This window comes from Leclercia sp. LSNIH3 (assembly GCF_002935105.1).
GTDB lineage: Bacteria > Pseudomonadota > Gammaproteobacteria > Enterobacterales > Enterobacteriaceae > Enterobacter > Enterobacter adecarboxylatus.
On sequence record NZ_CP026387.1, the window covers coordinates 638477 to 657836 of the forward strand.

Sequence of the window (19360 nt, forward strand, 5' to 3'; positions counted from 1 at the left end):
CGGTATTGAGTAATATCTGACTGAAAAAGCCGCCTGACGAGGTTTTCTCTTTGATGGGAATGAGCACTATCATCTGACCATTGATGACTGTGCACCATCTTACCTTTCACGCGCTCTAAGTCCTCTTCTGGCACCAATCGTACAACGTCCTGGAGCTGGAAGTCTGTAATAAGCGAGGAGCGGATCCTGGCAACCTCACACAAAAAAAGTAATGGCAGTAAGAGACCGCCATTACGCTTCATAGTTTAGAGATAAGTGTGTAAATATTCAGCCATACACAGAATCGCCATAGCCTGGCCGTAAGGCATTGGCGTCAGAGGAATCTGTCTGTAGTAGTCCAGATTCGGTCCCATTTCTGTGCCAAAGGAGGACTGAGTCAGTTCACCTTCGTCGTTGATACAGCCCACCACACCCCGAATCGCTTTTTCTCCTACCACAGCGTAGTCGCTGCTGATATAGCGCTTGCGCACCGCTTTTAAAATTCCATAGGCAAAGCCCGCCGTAGCCGAACTTTCAAGATACGAATCCCGATCATCCAGCAGTGTGTGCCACAAACCGCTTTCATCCTGCAGTTCTGCCAGCGCGCTAACCTGGCTATTTAACACTTCCAGTAAAAACCGGCGTGTTGCATCGTATTCCGGGAGTTCTAACAGCTCGATAAAGTCCGGGATCGACACCGTCAACCAGCTGTTGCCGCGAGCCCAACGGGCGCGCGAGAAATTGTGGTTGCCTTCGAAGGTCCAGCCATGAAACCAGAGTCCGGTTTCCCGATCCATCAGATACTGGATATGGGTCAGAAACTGGAATTTAGCCTCTTCGATATACGCCTGCCGCCCCAGCAGCTTGCCAATTTTCGCCAGGGGCATCACGGTCATCATCAGGGTATCATCCCAAAGCTGCTGATTATTTTCTTTGTGAATGACGACATGCTGGATACCGCCCTTTTCCGTACGTGGCATTTCGTACATTACCCATTCAGCCCAGCGCTCAAGGAGCGGCAACCAGGCCGGATTGCGTGTCTCTTCATAACGGTAGGCCAGCGTTAGTAATGGACAGACAGTGTTAACGTTTTTAGTCGGCGTTCCTTCTGCAAGCCTTGCTCTGAACCAGTCGTCAATAATGGCAAGCACTTCCGGCTCACCCGTCTGCTGATAGAACTGCAAAATGCCATAAAGCCCGATGCCGTGCGTCCATTCCCAGCCTGCCGCCCAGCCTTTCGCATCTATGATTCGACCGTCATCCAGATGCAGTGCAAACTCACCGGTAGTGTCTTCGATAGCAGTCAGATTTTGTGCGACTTTATGGATCAAATCTTTCAACGCATCGCGAGAGATAACGTGCTCTGGCTGGCGCAGTAACGCGCTGTGTTTCACGGGATAAATCGTCATTGTGTCATCCTGTCTAGTTGTCGTTTTCAGAAGGGATAAAAGCGGAACGCGGTGCGCCTGCCCTTAGGGGCGCGGCTTTCATACGGTTGAGATAGCCAATATTGTTATTGCCCCATAGCGATTCATACTGCATACCCGTCAGGGTCTCGACCGTCGCTCGGGTCTGAGGCGAGACGCTTGCGGGCAGCGGGCCGTTGGCCTTTCGCATGCGTTGGTTTTCCTGCTGCAGTTGCTGGTGCGTTTGCAGGTTAAGCCTGAATTTAAGCGAGATAATAAAACCAATCGCCAGCACGCCGATGGTGCCAAAACTGAGAATATGTAAAATCGTATGGCTGACCTGCGGATCCTGAACATTCTGCCCCGACACAAAGCCCGACATCTGCATAACTATCCCCACGAGCATGACTGCTCCGGCCTGTGAGGCTTTGCGCGTCATGGTCATCACCCCAGCGAAGATCCCTTCGCGACGTTGGCCCGTTACCGCTTCATCAACATCGGAAATGTAGGTATAGATATTCCAGGGAATGTAGTTAATACCACCACGTCCCAGACCGGCCACCGCAGAAATAAACAGTAACAGCGAGTAGATATCGCTCATTCCCAGATAATAGACCAGCGCAAAGGACGCTGACGCCAGGCCAAACAGCACCACCACAAAACGGTAGCTCGGCGCTGGCCCAAAGCGGATACAAAGCGGGATCATCCCCACCACCGCCACGAACTGCAGGATCGCCATCACCCCCATCAGGTTCGACGCAGTCTGGGCGGTTTGCATCAGCACAAACACAACGTAATAGGTAAATACGGCGTTGAATACATCCTGAGCGATATAGCCCCCCAGATAGAGCCCAAGATGCTGACGGAAGATTTTGATGCGGAAGGTCGACGTCAGCTCAATTCGCAGGCGATTCAGACGCTGCCCGAGAGTGAGTACCTCCTCTTCTGACTGCCGCTCAGCGACCGACTTCAGCTCTGCGGGGCGCTCCCAGGTAAAGAACCAAACCAGGGTCAGCACCACCGCGCAAAGCGTTGCCAGTACGAGGCTGGCATAAAAGAAGGAGAGCGGATTGTCTTTGCCGAAATGGCCGAGAAAAACGCCTGGCAAAAAGGCCGCGAGTATTGCCGACAGTTGCCCCATCGCAATACGCGCCCCGGAGAATTTTGACTTGTGTTTGAAGTCGTCTGTCATCTCCGGTACCAGGGTTTCATAGGGCACCAGAACCATGGTATAGACGATATCAAACAGCAGATACGTTACCAGGTAGTACCAGAAATCCATCCCCCCCACCCACATAAAGCTGTAGCTGAAGATGCAGGGAATACCCAACATAATAAAGAACTTACGTCGTCCAAATCGTTTACCAAACCAGTTGCCGCCAAAGTTATCGCTCAGATAGCCCATCAACGGACTGACCACTGCGTCCAGCACTCGCGCGCAGGCAAAAATCAGTGTCGCTTCAACAGGCGTGAGTCCACAAAAGCTGGTATAGAAATAGAGCAACCAGGCAGAAGTGAGCACTGCGGTTCCGGCGCCAAGAAAATCGCCTGAACCATAAGCCAGATAGTGATGGAGCCGGATTTTACGTTCTTTCATTTTTATTATGCCCCGAAGCGTAGAGGACAGGGAGAGCGTGCTGACGCCCGAAGCCGCCAGCACCGGTGGGTAAAGGTTTTAATCAGCGTGTGGCACCAGCAGCACTTTTACCGCCTCTGGCGTACCGAAGGTGTCGAAAGCCTGTTCCCAGCGATCGAGCGGGAATTTATGCGTGACGATGCCCTCAGCGGTGAGAAGCTTGCGGCTGAACAGATCGATAACTGTCTCGTAGCAACCCGGGCTGAGATGCGCGCCGCGGATATCCAGCTCTTTACGATCGCCAATAATGGACCAGTCCACCGTCGTTTCGCGGCTAAAAACGCTGAACTCAACGAAACGGCCCAGCTTACGAATCATCTGCAATCCCTGCGTGACCGCGGCGGGATTGCCAGACGCCTCGATATAAACATCACAACCGTAGCCCTCTGTGAGCGCTTTAACTTCGGCGATGACATCATCTTCAAGTGGGTTAAGAGTCACATCTGCCCCCAGTGTTTTCGCCAGCGCCAGGCGGTAAGGCATAGTATCGATGACGATCAGTTTTTTTGGGGTTTTGAGCTTGATAGCCTGAATCATCCCCAGCCCCAGCGTCCCGGCACCGGCCAGAACTACGACATCATTAAACTGAATATCGCCCCGGTTGACCGCATGTACGGAGCAGGAGAAAGGTTCAATCAGCGCGCACTCTTCCAGTGAGAGAGACTCAGGGATTTTATGCACCCGGCTGGTAGGTTTAAACAGCATGTATTCGGTCATGCCGCCGTCGGCATCCTCTTTCTGGAAGCCATAGATATCGTGTTTTTCACACATCCAGTACTGACCGTTACGGCAAAACCGACACTTGTCGCAGGGAACGATCTGCTCGGCGATCACCCGGTCGCCCACCTCGACGCCAAAATGCTCCAGCGCATCAGGACCCGCAGCAACCACCGTACCAAAAAATTCGTGGCCGCTTACCACCGGCGTTTTGACATAGGCCGGGAAGATTTCATTCCCCCAGAACATAGGCGCGCCGTGATAGCAGTGGAAATCAGAGGCACAAATGCCACATGCGCCGACTTTCACCAGCAGCTCATTGTGCTGTGGCTCCGGCAAGGGCGAAGTCACTAATCGGTAATCGTGCGGGCCAAAATTGACCAGTTGTTTGATGACGGTAGGTTTGATGTTCAAAGCAGCGTTCCTGTAACGAATGAAGTTACATAAACCTTATAATGTTTTCGTGAACATTTATAAGCAACGCCACTCTATTTGTGATCTTCATTACAATATAGTTTCAATAACCCTTAATAATCAGCAACATAAAATAAAACAGCGTTTTACTTTATGAACCTCCTGAAGATTACCTATGAATCCACCCCAGAAAATGTTCATGTTAACATTGATGGTTAAACAGCGACCCTATCAGTCCTGGCTCAACGGGTATTCTTCAAAAAGCCATTAATCACAGTTCGTGGCTGCCAGGGGCGCCCCTCAATAGCGGCAACCAGGTTTTCCGCCACAATGGTGGCCCACTGTTTGTAATCATGAACAACGGAGGGGTAGAAAAAGCCGAAATCCTCGGCGTTAGGGATGTCGTCGATAGAGAGGAAATCCACGCCAGCCAGCGACCATTTCGTCGCGACGCTGCGTGCAGCCAGAGAGATGGCGCCATTGACGCCTACGATAGCGTCATAATGCCTGTCACCCGCAGCAAAATGAGCCGTTATCATCGCCTTCGCATTGTCATAACGATAATCGGCATACAAATGCGTTACTTGCGTTGTAGAGGGGAGATTCTGGCAAATGCTGTTAACACGAGCCTGTGTGATGCGGGATTGCTCCTGACCACCAATCACGAGTACATGCTGATACTGCTTTTGCTTGATCACTGAAGCTATCAGCTCACCTGCCCGCTCATCGTTTACGTAAACAGCGGGTAGCGTGGTGTCGAACTGGCGATCAAACTGAATGAGTTTGGTTGAAGAATGGTACAGCGTTTTCAGGTGGCTGGTGTCATAGTCGGGCGTATCATTGATAACAGACAACACCACGCCAGCTGCCTTGTAGCTAACCAGCGTATTAATAGCCTTTACCTCTGATTCGCGATTGCCGCCCGTGGTAAAGATCATCACTGAATAGCCTTTCGCTTCCGCATGCTGACACAACTCCTGAATAACATACGAATAGCTCTGGTTAAAGGTGTCGTCGGTGACAATGCCAATAATCGGGCTTTGGGTGGTCTTGATATTCTGGGCAAAAACATTGGGAACGTATTCAACTTCGCCAGCAATTTGCAGGATTTTCTCCCGCGTTTTAGCTTTCACTTTATCCGGATCGGTAAAAGTTCTGGAAACGGTAATGCTGCTTACCCCCGCCAGACGAGCAATATCAGTGATGGTAGGTGCTTTATTACCGATTTTTTTCATGTAGAGGACTTTTTTGGATGAATGAGGATGAATATAACCTCGAAGTATGAGGACTTTATTTTACCTGCTGTGCAGCCATTGGATCAATTTCATCACCAGCAGTGAATGTAAACGGACAGTTCTGGTTTAGCTGGAAGAATGTCTCCTTGTTGGACCATAATCTTATCATCTGCATCAGGCTCTGGTACTGTTTTGGTGGCATATTAGCGCGAAGCACCCTGCCCTGACTGGAAAATACGTTGGGTATGAGAAGTCTGTCCGCATCTCGTACAAAACAAACCTACAGCATTCAGCGTTCTGTCTGTTATTACTTCACCCAGGTTTTCTGCACCCGTTCCAGACGCTCACAATTGTTGAGCACAAGAACAGCATCGACGACTATGGTGTAGCTTGCAATCGCTGTATAGTCCGCAAAGACCTGCGTACCGATGGCGGCGAGTGCAACATCGATATCTGGTAGCGTCTACGATCGTCCGGTTCCGGCCCTCAAAGCATCAGAGCATCAGAGCATCAGAGCATCAGAACAGGCGCAAAAAAGGTCGCTAACTGCGTGTGGCATAGCACGCTCTTCTTACCTGTCGCTATAATCTGCGTGGCGTCATGGGTCCATTGATGTCAAAGCTTCGGTAGTTTTGGTTGAGCGGTTGGCGCAGCAGGCAGAAACTAATGACCGGGAGAATAGACAGTACAACATTAGTATACCCGGAAAGATTCCGTCTGACTGACTTCCAATCGCTGTTCAGTATTACCTCTTATCGCCTGCCACACGTCATATTATGTTCCTGCTTTCATGTGGTACTGAATATGTCATTGAAGACAATACTGCCCGCTTTTTGCGCGATCGCAATTTCAGCACAATTACAAGGCGTATCTGTAGCCACAAATGAACCACATCACATATAAAGGAATATTGTTCAAAGGGTTTATTATCTTATAAACAGCTGGCAGTGATGAGAGATTTATACGTATAACTGTCAGAGAGGAAAGAGATGAAGGGTGGATGGCATATAAAAACCACTCTGTTATAACGTTCTGTACAGCATAAACCTCTCTTGCCGAAATAATATTTTATTTATTTTCAACACCTTTTTTACGAATTATCGATGGCGGAAGCCTATAGTGTCTGGTAAAAGCCCGGGAGAAAGCCTGCAATGACTCATAGCCATATTTGACCGCAATGTCAGTAATTGTCTCTTCTTTTACCATGATATCATGGTAAGCATATTCCAGCTTTTTCCGTTTGATAAACAACCCAAGAGGGGTGCCTGTGTTTTTTTTGAACACTCGTTGCAGATGCCATTTTGAGTAGCCGGATTTTATCGCAATATCATCGAGAAGAAGTCTTTCACTGATATTATCTTCAATCCATATTATTAACTCAGAGCAAAACCTGGATTCATTCATAGTGTCACCTGCAAGCAGATCTGGTTATCGTGTATTGACACAAAAACCAGTGCTTGTTAAAAGACCGGGCTAATAAACCCGGCTCGAAATTAAAATGTATAAGCGACCCCGGTCCACAAGGAAAGAAGCGAATCTTTTTCTATCATTGGACTCTTTTTAACGTCATCCGGTAACAGGGTATAGCGAGCCCCCCCGTAAATGTTCCAGTTTCCAGCCAATGTATAATTCATATTGATTTCTGCATAGGGTGTTACACTTTCACCGGGCGTATATTTTCGTAACCCACTTCTCCCGGCTTCTTCGGCGCTAACGCCATAGTAATATTTGTTGAATTTTCGGTCATTCCAGTTGAAACCCAAAGCGGGTTCTATACCAAGTGAACCAATCTGTACCGGGTAACTCCAGGCGTTGTTCCAGTGAAAACCATTGCTCGTACCAAGGGTATCAGTAGCAAGCGTGGTTTCAAATTTACCCATATTGATAGATTCATGCTCATACCGGATACCTGTCATCAACGTACTGCGGCGGTTCTTTAGCTGTCGCATTGCATGTGAACGGCTGTCACTTGCTTTAAAAGAAAGCGGGAAATAATATCCGACTAAAGAGATGCTATCCGCAGGTGTTTGAAGAAGATCATATCCAGCGCTAAGCCCATGAAACCAGAAGCGACCCGCATCATAATCGATATTGGGAAATATGAGACTGTTTTTATTAGGATTAACATCTTTATACAGTTTTGAAGACCATCCCGCAGTTAAACCTAACGAAAAATCATCCGCCTGCGCAGAGTTTAAAGAAATTCCCATCAGAAATGCCAGAGACACGCCCGATACAATTTTATATGCCATACCTTACCTTGCCAAAAATTAAACAATATTATAATGCTCTTTCTCACCAGAAAATTTCCTCTGAAATCTTCCAGGTTACGTAATTATCTCAATCTGACTCCTGATAAATGCTTCGGTGCTGTCTTTATATTCCTTATGACCAAAGCCCTCGATTCCGAGACTGAATATCCCGTCAAGGCCATGAGAATAAGCAATAAAATCCCATGCTATCAATTCTTTCGGTCTGCCATATCTGAATTCATTATTTAAGGCGCCTTTTTCAAGAAGGTTAACAATCGACGTATGCCACTGTCTGGTAACCTGCCGGAACGCGTCACGCATGTTTTCATCATTAAATGAAATGACCTCAGCTTCTTTCCACAATTTGCTGTACTTATGTGCCTCTTCATGATCCTCAATAAACAGACACCAGCTGAGCATTTCCAGACAACTTGCGTTTTCTTTTTCTCCCACATCAATCAGCAGATTCAGGGCTTGCTCGACCGAAAGCTTAAAAGCCTCAGACCTCAACTCGCCAGCAGATGAAAAATGGTGGTGAATCTGTCCAATGGCAGTTTGGGCTTCCTGTGCAACTCTCCTTACTGTCATAGCCGATAATCCCTCCTGGTAAGCAATGTTTACGGCTGTTTCCAGGATCATCTGGTGCCTCACTTCACGACTGTAATAAGACATTCCGATTCGACTCCTTTTTTAAACTCAATGTGGACATGCGTTCAAGTTCACTATAAATTTAACTTGAACACATGTCCACTTCTTACTGTTTCTACAAGGCACCTATAGCATGAAAAGTAAATGGTATGTACTTTAGTGATTATATTCATGTACTTACCTGTGTCCATTGACGCAACAGTCCTCTACGTTGTAGCGCCTGTATTAAGTACGCAGCTTCAGGCTTCTCACCATCAGTTACTGTGGATTATGGACATTTACCCTCTGATTATGGCTGCACTTCTGCTGCCCATGGGTTCATTTGGAGACCGTATCGGTTACAAAAAAATGGCGATCGCAGGAAGCATGGTTTTCGGCATAGCTTCTGCAGGAGCTGCCTTCTCCCAATCGCCGGAACTCCTCATTGCGGCGCGTGCGCTTCTGGCAGTCGGTGCTGCAATGATTGTGCCTGCGACGCTCGTAGCTGTAAGAAAGAATTTTACGGATGATAAAGACAGAAATATGGCTTTGGGAATCTGGACAACAATCGGTACAGGCGGTGCTCTGGCAGGCCCACTGGTAGGCGGGGCTTTACTGAGCCATTTTTACTGGGGATCTGTTTTCCTCATCAATGTCCCGGTTGTACTGGTTGTAATTATGTTAATTCAGCGATGGATACCTGATGATGAAAGCCGTATCCGCAAACCAGTAAACCTCTCTCAGGGGCTTTTGCTGATGAGTGCAATACTGATAATTATCTATGGAGCCAAGAGCCTTATAAATCATGGCAACCCCGCCCTTATGTCGGTTTATCTCTTACTGGTCGGTCTGGTTTTACTGGGCAGTTTCATCACTATCCAGATGGTGAGCCGATCACCTCTTCTCGATACAGATTTATTAAAACAACGCAATATTCTCGCCGGAATCGTTCTTGCGCTGATCTCAATGATTACGCTGGTTGGTTTTGAGCTTGTTATTTCTCAGGAGTTACAGTTCGTCCACCGCTTCACCCCTGTACAGGCCGGGCTGTATATCATGCCGCTTATGCTTGCAGGTTGTCTGGCTGGCCCTCTTGCCGGTTATCTGATTAACAGCTTCGGTATCAGGATGGTTGCTGTGTCCGGCCTTGCCGTATCAGCCCTGAGTCTTTATATGCTGTCAGACATTAACTTTGGTATTCAGGCCACAAAAGCATGGCTATGGATGACCCTACTCGGGGCCGGGGATACCGTTGCTTTAATGGCCTCTTCTTCAGCCATCATGTCCGCAGCACCTGTGCATAAAGCCAGTTCTGCAGGCTCCATTGAGGGTATGTCTTATGAACTGGGGACCGGGCTGGGAATAACTATATTCGGTTCGGTTCTCGCTGGCGTGTACTCCAGTACAGTTCGTCTGCCGGAGCACTTGCCGGAATCCGTTCGCGCTTCTGCAGGCGCATCGCTAAGCGAAGCCGTTGAGGCTGCTCGCCATCTGGATGAAGGAGCCCGTGAGGCGCTTCTTACATCTGCATCGTCTGCTTTTATGCAGTCGCATAATGTCATGCTTGAATCAGCCTCGTTAATTCTGATGGTGTTGATGATTATGACTTTTTTTATTTTCAAACAGGGTAATGCCGTCAGCCACAGCTGATGGCAGGGCCACACTTCTTACATTAATAAACTCGGAAATTGACCATGAATATCAGGAAGCTGGCTATCAGCACAACGCTATGCTTATTTTTTATCGCAGGTTGTGATTCGGCAGAGATGAATGAAACTTCTTCCACGCCAGCAAAAACCAAAGTCGTCACTAAAACGCTTGGCACTGAAGATATCTATTCCGTTCGTGATTTTCCTGCACGCGTTACTGCGGTAAAGACAGCACAAATTCGCCCTCAGGTAGGGGGGATAATTCAAAAGCGACTTTTCCTCCAGGGTTCTGAAATACGGGAAGGACAAGCACTATTTCAGATCGATGCAGCGCCTTTTGAGGCAGATGTCGAAATGGCTAATGCGGCAGTTGCAAAGGCCAGAGCCACCTATCAACAGATGAGTAGCCGCGCTTATCGTTTCTCTCAATTACAAAAAAATGCCGCAATTAGCCAGCAGGATCTTGACGATGCAAAAGCGGCAAGTGCACAGGCTGCGGCAGAACTTGCCGAAGCGACAGCATCTCTAAACCGTAAAAAGCTGGATTTAAATTATGCAACCGTTAAGGCCCCTATCAGCGGGCGCGTGGATCAGGAATTCGTTACCGAAGGCGCACTGGTCAGCCCTGGCGATACGCAGGCTATGGCTGTCATACAACAAGTCGATCATGTTTATGTTGATGCACGTGTCCCCTCTCAGGCTCTTCGCTCTCTCTACCAGCTCAATGACGCTGTTCCGGCAGGTCAGTCTGGCATAACAGCTGTCGTGCTTGATGATGAGGGTCGGCCCTATGACACGCCTGCGCATTTGCTGTTTTCGGGCATAAGCGTTAGCGATGAAACCGGCGATGTTGTTCTTCGGGCGGAAGTCGAAAATCCTCAACGGACCCTGCTTCCCGGTATGTTTGTGAAGCTGCAAATTACACGCCTTATCAAAAAAGAGGGCATGGCCATTCCTGAGCAGGCTATTAACAGATCTGAAGATAAGACCACCGTATGGATTGTTGGTCAGGATAATAAAGCGAAACGCGTTGAAATCCAGACCGGAGAACAAACGGCGAAAGGAATCACGGTAACAGCCGGCCTGAAAGCTGGCGACAAGATAGTCATTGAAGGTCAGGACAAGCTCCAGGAAGGCGCTGATGTTACTGCTCGTCCTGATGAAACCCAGTTAGCTTCGTAATGACTTATTATCACAGGAAATTCTGATGTCACAGTTCTTTATTCGCAGACCTATATTTGCCTGGGTAATTGCGCTTTTTATTATTCTTTTAGGCGTGATCGCTATCCCGCAACTCCCGGTCGCTCAATATCCGTCGGTTGCGCCGCCGAGCCTGTCTATTACGGTGACCTATCCCGGTGCAACGCCTCAGACCATGAACGAATCGGTCATTTCACTCATTGAACGTGAGTTATCCGGTGTTGACGATCTGCTTTATTATGAGTCGACCAGCGATACATCTGGCGTAGCGACTATCACCGTTACTTTCAAACCCGGTACAGATATCCGGCTTGCACAGGTTGATGTGCAGAATCAGATTAAAGTCGTGGAGCCTCGGCTACCACAGGCTGTCCGTCAGAATGGTTTAAGCGTTGAGGCCGCCTCTTCAGGATTCCTGATGATGGTGGGTCTTAATTCTCCTGATGGAAGGTTCAGCGAGGCCGACCTGAGCGATTACTTTGCGCGAAAAATAACAGACGAGCTTCGTCGTATTGATGGCGTCGGCAAAGTACAGGCATTTGGCTCGGAGAAAGCCATGCGCATCTGGGTCGACCCTTCAAAACTCATTGCCTACAAGCTCTCAATCAGCGATATCAATACGGCAATTACTGAACAAAATGCTCAGGTCTCGCCCGGCAAACTGGGTGATTCCCCTGCAACTGCGAATCAGTTGACAGCCTATCCATTAGACGTCAATGGTCAGCTTGGTACGCCAGAAGAGTTTCGTAACATCGTCCTCAGGGCGAATCCGGACGGATCGCGGGTAACGTTAGGTGATGTGGCTCGTGTTGAACTAGGTTTACAGTCTTATTCGTTTGCCATCAGGGAAAACGGGCATGGCTCAACCGCCGCTGCCATTCAGCTCTCTCCCGGTGCAAACGCTGTTCGTACATCTGACGCGGTTAAGGCCAGAATGCAGGATCTTGCGCAATCCTTCCCGTCAGGCATGGAATATTCCATTCCTTTTGATACATCGCCCTTCGTAAAAATTTCGATCGAAAAGGTAGTTCATACATTTATCGAAGCGATGGTGCTGGTTTTCCTGGTGATGTATCTCTTTCTGCAAAATGTGCGCTACACCTTCATACCGGCGATCGTTGCGCCGGTAGCGTTGCTGGGCACCTTCACGGTCATGATGCTGGCCGGTTTTTCCATCAACGTTTTGACGATGTACGGCATGGTTCTGGCCATAGGGATAATTGTGGATGACGCCATTGTCGTGGTGGAAAACGTCGAGCGCCTGATGGCGGAAGAAGGATTATCGCCTAAAGAGGCTACGGTTAAGGCCATGAAGGAGATTACCGGCGCGGTTGTCGGTATCACGTTAGTTCTGACGGCGGTATTCCTGCCAATGGGGCTTGCCTCTGGCTCGGTGGGTGTGATTTATCGTCAGTTTACACTTTCGATGGCGGTTTCGATTCTGTTTTCCGCGTTTCTGGCATTAACGCTAACTCCCGCGCTATGCGCAACCCTACTGAAACCCGTAACGGCTGATTCCCATAAAAAAAACCGTTTCTTCACGTGGTTTAACACATCATTTGATCGCCTCACAGGCCGTTACGAAAATGGCGTTACCCGGGTCATACGTAAGACAGGAAGGATGACCTTCATCTATCTGGCATTGTGCGGTGTTCTCTATTTAGCATTTAAATTCTTACCTTCATCATTCCTGCCAGAAGAAGATCAGGGATACTTTATTACTTCAATACAGCTGCCAGCTGACGCCACGATGAAACGTACTGAGGCGGTGGTGAAGGAGTATGAAAAACAGGTAATGGAACGTCCAGGGGTGGAACGTAATGTTTCAATTCTGGGGTTCAGCTTCTCTGGTGCGGGTACAAACTCCGCGATGGCGTTTACCACGCTTAAAGACTGGGATCAGCGCAACGGCGCGACAGCGCAAAATGAAGTGACAAATATCCAGAATGTTCTGGGCGATATTCCGGAAGCCACTGTAACCAGCCTTCTTCCTCCTGCGATCTCTGAGCTGAGCACCTCATCTGGTTTCACCCTGCGTCTGGAAGACCGTTCCGGGCACGGTTATCCGGAGCTAGTGAAAGCCCTTAATATGCTTCTGGAAAAAGCAGGCCAAAGTGAAGCGCTGTATGGCGTGTATATGGACGGACTGCCTGATGGTATGGGGCTCAGCCTGAAAGTTGACAGACAAAAAGCTGAAGCGATGGGCGTTTCTTTCAATGAAATCAATCAGACGCTTTCCGGTGCACTTGGATCGAGTTATGTGAATGACTTCCCTAATGATGGCCGTATACAGCAGGTTATAGTGCAGGCCGAGGCGGAATCACGCATGCAGTTGCCCGAAATACTGTCCCTCAACGTTCGTAATAAAAATGGCGGGATGGTACCGCTGTCAGAGTTCGTCCGTCCGGTATGGCAGGTCTCACCAGTGCAAATGGTCCGTTATCAAGGATATCCGGCATTCAGGATAACAGGCTGGCCAAACTGGGGTTATTCGAGCGGGGATGCAATGGCGGAAATGGAAAAAATTGCCGCAGATTTGCCGGCGGGTTTTGCCATCGAATGGACGGGTCAGTCACTCCAGGAACAGCAGTCAGCTTCTGAGGCTCCGATGTTAATGCTGCTCTCAATGCTGGTCATTTTCCTCGTGCTGGCTGCTCTCTATGAAAGCTGGTCCATCCCGGTTTCAGTCATGCTTGTGGTCCCGCTTGGCCTTATCGGGGCGATGATTGCTGTCTACCTGAGAGGGATGCCGAATGACGCCTTCTTTAAGGTGGGGATGATCACCATCATCGGTCTTTCTGCTAAAAACGCTATCCTCATCGTTGAGTTTGCCCGTCAGTTGCAACACGACGGCGAAAATCTTCTGAATGCTACGGTCAAGGCCGCGCGGATGCGTTTAAGGCCGATAATGATGACATCGCTGGCATTTACGTTGGGCGTCGTTCCGCTAATGCTCGCTTCTGGAGCAAGTGCCACAACGCAGCAGGCTATTGGGACCGGCGTGTTTGGCGGCATGGTAACCGGAACCCTACTGGCTATCTTTTTCGTTCCCGTTTTCTTCGTAACGGTTTTAACGCTAGTTGACAAGTTCAGAAAGAAAGCGCGCACCTGATTGATCATTTACAGGAGAGGTAATACCTCTCCTGTAGCCGGGACAAATCACCATTCTGAAATGAATAACCTGACCCCCGTTTAACCAATAAGTCCTGAAAGCTCAAATTCAATGTAACTGGAAAGGTCTGTATTCCTGTCAGGCCTTTGAAAATTGAAGTCTGTAAGAACATCCCAACCTATGGCGATACCTATAAGACGCCTTGAAGAAACATGAAGATCTCCTGCGACTACCAGGCCTCGTTCAGCTACAACAGCGAGCAACGCATCGGCAACCCTGACGCGCCAGCCTTCGAGTACCGCCTGGACTGATTCACGAATAAGGCTGTTCTGGCCGGAGGCGAAGATCGCCTCCTTCCACAAGCGTTCTACTCCAGGTCCTGAATCATAGGAATCACAATCGAGCAAAAGGAATAGTTGGTCAAAGGGAGTCAGCGAGCTACTGATGTCGTCATACTCTTTTTCCAGGCGCAATCCAAACTCTCTGAAAGCTTCAGCGCGAAGTGCATCGGCTGATGGGAAGTGATGATGAATCTGACCTGGTGAGGCATTGATGGCTGCTGCAACAGCTCTCACCGTTGCGGCAGCTAAACCATCACTGATCGTTAATGCAACAGCAGCGTCTACAATCTGTGTCCGACGTTCTTCCCGAGCTAGATAGGACATTAACGACCTCATTAATCCTCAAACAATTGCGCAGAATAGAGCAAAAGAGATTTGTACACCAGTCCAAGTTAATTCTGGACAAGTGTACAAATTTAACTATATTGATGCGCAACACATAAAAATCACTCACCTACACGACTATATCTGGAGTTCCGTATGACAAAAATTCTTATCATTGGCGCGGCAGGCAATGTTGCTTCCCGAATCGTCGCCGGTTTATCTCAAGAAGCGGATGTCTCTCTTCGACTGACAAGCAGCCGCAAGGAGGGAGTGGATAAACTGCAAGCCGCTTATCCTCAGGCCCAGGTCATGCATGCTGACTGGTATGATGTGCAAAGTCTTCATCGTGCGTTTGAAGGAATGAATCGTATCGTTGTGATCCCGCCTGATTTTGTAACTGATGAAGAGAAAGCTACTCCAAACATTATTGCTGCTGCAAAAGCCAGTCCCACTGTTGATCTTGTTGTTCGTATGCTTGCAAACTCGCAAACAGATAGCGCCGACGATCTCGATCCTGAATATCGAGCGATTAAAGTTGGCAGCAGTTTGCATACAGTCGCACAGGGAATATATGCAAAAAGTGATATTCCTGTTGCATTTGTGAATGCGGGTGGGTGGTTCTTTAATAATCTCTCGTGGATGGTTGCTTCAGACGTCAAAGAGCATAAAAAAGTAATTCTGCCGCATGACGCATCTCGTTTCTGGCTGAATGAAGACGATCTGGCTTCGGTATTCATCAAAGTTCTTCTGGAGGGTCCAGAAAAACACGTTGGGAAAAATCATATCATAACGGGTATTGGTCGTTACAGATTTAGCGATATCGCTACAATTATCAGTGCTGAAACCGATAAGAATGTTCAGTATGAAGATAGTGATGCTGGAATAAAAAGTTGGGCGGGAGATCAGGCTGAAACGTTAATTCAGTATATGAAACATGAGAGTAAAATTTGGGATGCTGCACATGCAAGCTCTGATTTTTACAAACTCATGGGATACCATCCCGAGACGCTACAAAGTTTTATCCACAAGAAGCGTGATTGGTTCATTTAATGTAAAGAACATGATCGGTTATAAATGTAGCCTGTACATAAATTTACGGGCTACATCAGTGTGGCTTTAATATTATTGCCCATACAATTTTTTAAAGAAGCCTTAATCGCACGCTTAAATAATGAATTCTTGATATGTAAACTCAGGCGTGCCAAGAATTTTTTCTGGTAAATATAAAATTATCACCCCGAAGGTTGCATTAGAATGCAGAAAGTACTGATCATTGAAGATGATTTGGATACGGCAAATATTCTTGAGGCGTATCTAAAAAAAGAACGCTTTCACACGTTGGTAGCCAGTGACGGGCAAAGAGGGCTTGAACTTGCTTTAAGATGGGAGCCGAATTTAATTCTACTCGATATAGTGCTGCCAGCATTAAGCGGCATGGAGATTTTGCTTGAATTAAGACGCAACAGTGAAATCCCTGTGATAATGTTATCGTCACCAGAAAAAAGTGCCGGTGCCATTAATGCCTTACGCTTCGGTGCGGATGACTATGTCTTAAAACCTTATAACCCTACAGAAATTTCGGCTCGCGTTCATGCAGTACTCCGTCGTACTTCGGGGATCCATAAAGTGAGTTTTCTAAAATATGCAGAGATCCGTGTTGATACGGCATCTTATAAAGCATGGGTGGTCAATGATAAGGGTAAGGAATTTCGCTTGAAGCTCACGCCTACAGAATTGACCCTATTGATACTATTTATCTCCTATCCGCAAAAAGCCTTTTCTCGTCAAGCTCTGCTTGAGGCCTGCCATCCCGAAAGTGAAGCGTTTGAACGTGTAGTGGATACGCATATCTACAATTTACGTAAAAAATTAGAGCAGGCGGGTCAGTATAATATTATTACCAATATAAGGGGTATTGGTTATAGGCTCAGAGATGCATGAAATGAAAAACAAAATCATCTATTAACTTTATGGCATACATTATACTTAATGCTGTTTTTTTCAGAAGCACATTATTATGGTAAGGATTTTTCCCATATTTACTCTCATTATCATGCTTCGCTTACACAGCTCGCAAATTATATTTCACCGCTTACAAAACAACCGCTCGCAAACATTATTGAGTAATTTAACATGTTATCCCTGCTACCTTAACAGTCGTTAACGCGCGTTTAAGGTGACTCTGCCCAGGGTATCCTTACCATAATATTAGCCTGTTATTTGTACCTGGTTGTAAATCAGGTACAAGAGGCGACTAGATAAAGGGTTTTCCCGTTTTGTTTACATAAGCCCAACGGAGTTTATAAGACCATTGCTCTTCAAAAGCGCCTATAGAGAAAATCATTTTTTTCTTTTTAGTCTCACAAAAGGCTTTAGCTGCATGTATGTTTTTCCACATCAATAAACTTCCAGGACTGAAATGCGAATAAGCGGGATCAAGGCCACCGTTAGGAACGTCAAAATAAACCATACTTTTGCTTTCTGCACAAAATACGAGGTCAAACGCACAAGGGAGGTCATTAATTAAAAGTACATTACCGAATATAAGGTGTCGTAACTCTGTAATCATATCTACAAGATTTTCCTCACTGTGACAGGTAACCTTGCCTGCAAAGCGGGAATTGAAAAGTCTAACATACAGACTCGCAAGTTCAGTAGCTGAAAAATAACTTTGATCTATACAGACCCCTCCAGCATCAGTAAATTTCTTTAATTCATTTCGTCTGTTTTTCTCAGTTTTTGACGAAAATTCATCCTTAATAATACATACAGTACCTTTTCGTGCAATTTTATAATTAATATTTAAGAGGTTATCTTTCAGAGAGGGAGAGATTCGATTGCAACGTTCAGGAAACATTGCCCGACTTGTTTTGGACATGGGGAAAAGAACATCATCATAAGAGATGGGGTATTTTTTCCAGACCCTGACTCCAACATGTTTATCAATTAAAGGGTATGCCCCCTCAATCTCACCATTTTTCTCACGCTGAAAATACGTAACCTGATGCCCGGTTTTCTTGGCTATAAAATCCAGCACATCCGGATTAACATTTATACTTCCTCCATGACTCTCATAACACTCTCGATATGTTTCTGAGTCTGAGGCTTTCCAGCCATAGATAACTCTTTTCAGTTTCCCCATGTTCTAACCATTTGAAAGTTTGCAAAATGACGTGCTTTATAACTCGTCATTGTCAAGACTTAATCAAGATTGCAACTTATTTCGAAGTCGTTTAGGATTGGTATATATTCACTATAAAATTGCGCTCAAATAAATTATCAATGATATTTTGACTCAATATTTACTGCAGTACGGCATAATTTAAGCAAGAGGCTTTTATCATTCATTCTCTCTGTTTTTGATTCTGTTTATATCTCTTTTCGAGGATTAAAATTAGGACGAGGTCAAAATTTGCCCGAGCAACTTCGTCTTTCATTTTTTCTGGCCACATCACATTTTAAATATGATACCTTTCTGAGCCCCTCCCCCATCATTGCTTTTAATTACAGATAAATGCAATAATCTTTATCAAATTTGCATTTTTACTCAGGGCGCTTAGATGAAGATTAGTGCACTAACCGAAAGAATTTCACAAAAGATCATGGGGTTAATCGATACTGGCGATATTGCTCTGGGTTCACATTTGAGTGTACCTAAGCTGGCCGAAACCTTCGATGTTTCCCGCTCGCCTGTCCGCGAAGCCTTAGTTTATCTGGAACAGAAAGGGGTTCTGCAGCAAAAGCAAAACCGCGGCTTTTTCGTTAAAGATGACTACACCCCGCAAGCAGATACTAAGCAGGAGCTGTCGGAAGAGCTTGATTTACCGGAGTATTACCAACTTGCCGAAGACTGGCTACGGGACGAAATCGAGTCAGAAGTGACCGAGCTATTCCTGATGAAGCGCTATAACCTCACCAAGAGCCAGTTGTCGACTGTCCTTGCCAGGGGGATCAGTGAAGGCTGGGTGGAACGTAAACAGGGCTACGGCTGGCGTTTTTTACCGGTGGCAAAAACCAAGACCGCACTGGAGCAGATTTTCAGCTTCCGTATGGTTATTGAGCCGATGGCCATTCTGGAGCCCACCTTTAACGCGCCTCAGGAAAAGATTAACGAGATCCGCCGCGAGCTGGAGATGCTGTTGGAGAGTGGGATTGAACGCCTTTCCCCTACCCAGCTACAGCTGGCAGGCTACCGCTTCCACGAAACCATTATCGCTTTTTCCAATAATCCCTTTTTTGAAATCTCGCTGCGCAATGTCAACCGCATGCGTCGGCTGATGGATTACCGGATCATGGATGACCGCAACCGTTACTACGCTGAGGTAAAAGATCATATGCGCATCCTCGCCCTGATCGAATCCGGGCAGCGCATAGAGGCGTCCTACACTATGAAGCAGCACCTTTCCGTCGCCCTCGATAATAAAAAAATGCGCCGAATCAGCGCGGAAAGTTAAAGCCAGCCCAAAAA

At 47.1% G+C, this 19360-nt stretch carries 15 protein-coding genes; 6 read left to right on the forward strand and 9 right to left on the reverse strand.

From position 1 onward, the window contains the following. Nucleotides 1-245: 245 nt before the first annotated feature. From bglB to C3F35_RS03255, 7 genes are all read right to left on the reverse strand, one after another. On the reverse strand, nucleotides 246-1388 hold the full coding sequence (gene bglB, locus C3F35_RS03225) for a beta-galactosidase BglB (protein ID WP_103792963.1): 1143 nt from the start codon (nucleotides 1386-1388) through the stop codon (nucleotides 246-248). Between the two features lie 13 nt (nucleotides 1389-1401). Continuing rightward, complete coding sequence (locus C3F35_RS03230; protein ID WP_103792964.1) at nucleotides 1402-2982, reverse strand: MFS transporter; 1581 nt, start codon at nucleotides 2980-2982, stop codon at nucleotides 1402-1404. Nucleotides 2983-3060: 78 nt separating this feature from the next. Continuing rightward, entirely contained in the window at nucleotides 3061-4152 is a 1092-nt protein-coding gene (locus C3F35_RS03235; RefSeq protein WP_103792965.1) for an alcohol dehydrogenase catalytic domain-containing protein, read from the reverse strand. A gap of 242 nt (nucleotides 4153-4394) precedes the next feature. Next, nucleotides 4395-5387: a LacI family DNA-binding transcriptional regulator gene (locus C3F35_RS03240; RefSeq protein WP_103792966.1), complete on the reverse strand. Its 993-nt coding sequence runs from the start codon at nucleotides 5385-5387 to the stop codon at nucleotides 4395-4397. Nucleotides 5388-6455: 1068 nt separating this feature from the next. Continuing rightward, the gene (locus C3F35_RS03245; protein ID WP_103792967.1) at nucleotides 6456-6791 is read right to left on the reverse strand and encodes a helix-turn-helix domain-containing protein; all 336 of its coding nucleotides are present in this window, start codon (nucleotides 6789-6791) and stop codon (nucleotides 6456-6458) included. 89 nt (nucleotides 6792-6880) lie between these two features. After that, nucleotides 6881-7639 carry a MipA/OmpV family protein gene (locus C3F35_RS03250; RefSeq protein WP_103792968.1) on the reverse strand — a complete coding sequence of 253 codons (759 nt, stop codon included), beginning with the start codon at nucleotides 7637-7639 and terminating at the stop codon, nucleotides 6881-6883. Nucleotides 7640-7714: 75 nt separating this feature from the next. Next, on the reverse strand, nucleotides 7715-8311 hold the full coding sequence (locus C3F35_RS03255; protein WP_103792969.1) for a TetR family transcriptional regulator: 597 nt from the start codon (nucleotides 8309-8311) through the stop codon (nucleotides 7715-7717). A gap of 159 nt (nucleotides 8312-8470) precedes the next feature. Between C3F35_RS03255 and C3F35_RS03260 the strand changes: the two genes are divergently transcribed. The 3 genes from C3F35_RS03260 to C3F35_RS03270 are packed head-to-tail and all read left to right on the forward strand — an operon-like array spanning nucleotide 8471 to nucleotide 14227. Next, a complete protein-coding gene (locus C3F35_RS03260; protein WP_442786119.1) occupies nucleotides 8471-9916 on the forward strand; it encodes an MFS transporter in 1446 nt (481 codons plus the stop codon). Between the two features lie 44 nt (nucleotides 9917-9960). Next, entirely contained in the window at nucleotides 9961-11097 is a 1137-nt protein-coding gene (locus C3F35_RS03265) for an efflux RND transporter periplasmic adaptor subunit (RefSeq protein WP_103792971.1), read from the forward strand. A gap of 25 nt (nucleotides 11098-11122) precedes the next feature. Beyond that, nucleotides 11123-14227, forward strand: coding sequence for an efflux RND transporter permease subunit (locus tag C3F35_RS03270; RefSeq protein ID WP_103792972.1), 3105 nt, complete (start codon nucleotides 11123-11125; stop codon nucleotides 14225-14227). Nucleotides 14228-14307: 80 nt separating this feature from the next. Here the strand turns inward: C3F35_RS03270 and C3F35_RS03275 are convergent, their stop codons facing one another. Then, nucleotides 14308-14892, reverse strand: coding sequence for a TetR family transcriptional regulator (locus tag C3F35_RS03275; RefSeq protein ID WP_158251935.1), 585 nt, complete (start codon nucleotides 14890-14892; stop codon nucleotides 14308-14310). A 156-nt stretch (nucleotides 14893-15048) separates the two neighbouring features. Here C3F35_RS03275 and C3F35_RS03280 point away from each other — a divergent pair, with 156 nt between their 5' ends. Both C3F35_RS03280 and C3F35_RS03285 read left to right on the forward strand, forming a co-directional pair. Next, on the forward strand, nucleotides 15049-15942 hold the full coding sequence (locus C3F35_RS03280; RefSeq protein ID WP_103792974.1) for an NmrA family NAD(P)-binding protein: 894 nt from the start codon (nucleotides 15049-15051) through the stop codon (nucleotides 15940-15942). 198 nt (nucleotides 15943-16140) lie between these two features. Further along, on the forward strand, nucleotides 16141-16833 hold the full coding sequence (locus C3F35_RS03285) for a response regulator transcription factor (protein ID WP_103792975.1): 693 nt from the start codon (nucleotides 16141-16143) through the stop codon (nucleotides 16831-16833). Nucleotides 16834-17146: 313 nt separating this feature from the next. On the opposite strand, the gene C3F35_RS03290 is transcribed toward C3F35_RS03285, so the two are convergent. Continuing rightward, on the reverse strand, nucleotides 17147-18034 hold the full coding sequence (locus C3F35_RS03290; protein WP_103792976.1) for a GNAT family N-acetyltransferase: 888 nt from the start codon (nucleotides 18032-18034) through the stop codon (nucleotides 17147-17149). A gap of 418 nt (nucleotides 18035-18452) precedes the next feature. On the opposite strand from C3F35_RS03290, the gene C3F35_RS03295 reads away from it, so the two are divergent. Then, nucleotides 18453-19346 carry a GntR family transcriptional regulator gene (locus C3F35_RS03295; protein WP_103792977.1) on the forward strand — a complete coding sequence of 298 codons (894 nt, stop codon included), beginning with the start codon at nucleotides 18453-18455 and terminating at the stop codon, nucleotides 19344-19346. The last annotated feature ends 14 nt before the right edge of the window (nucleotides 19347-19360 follow it).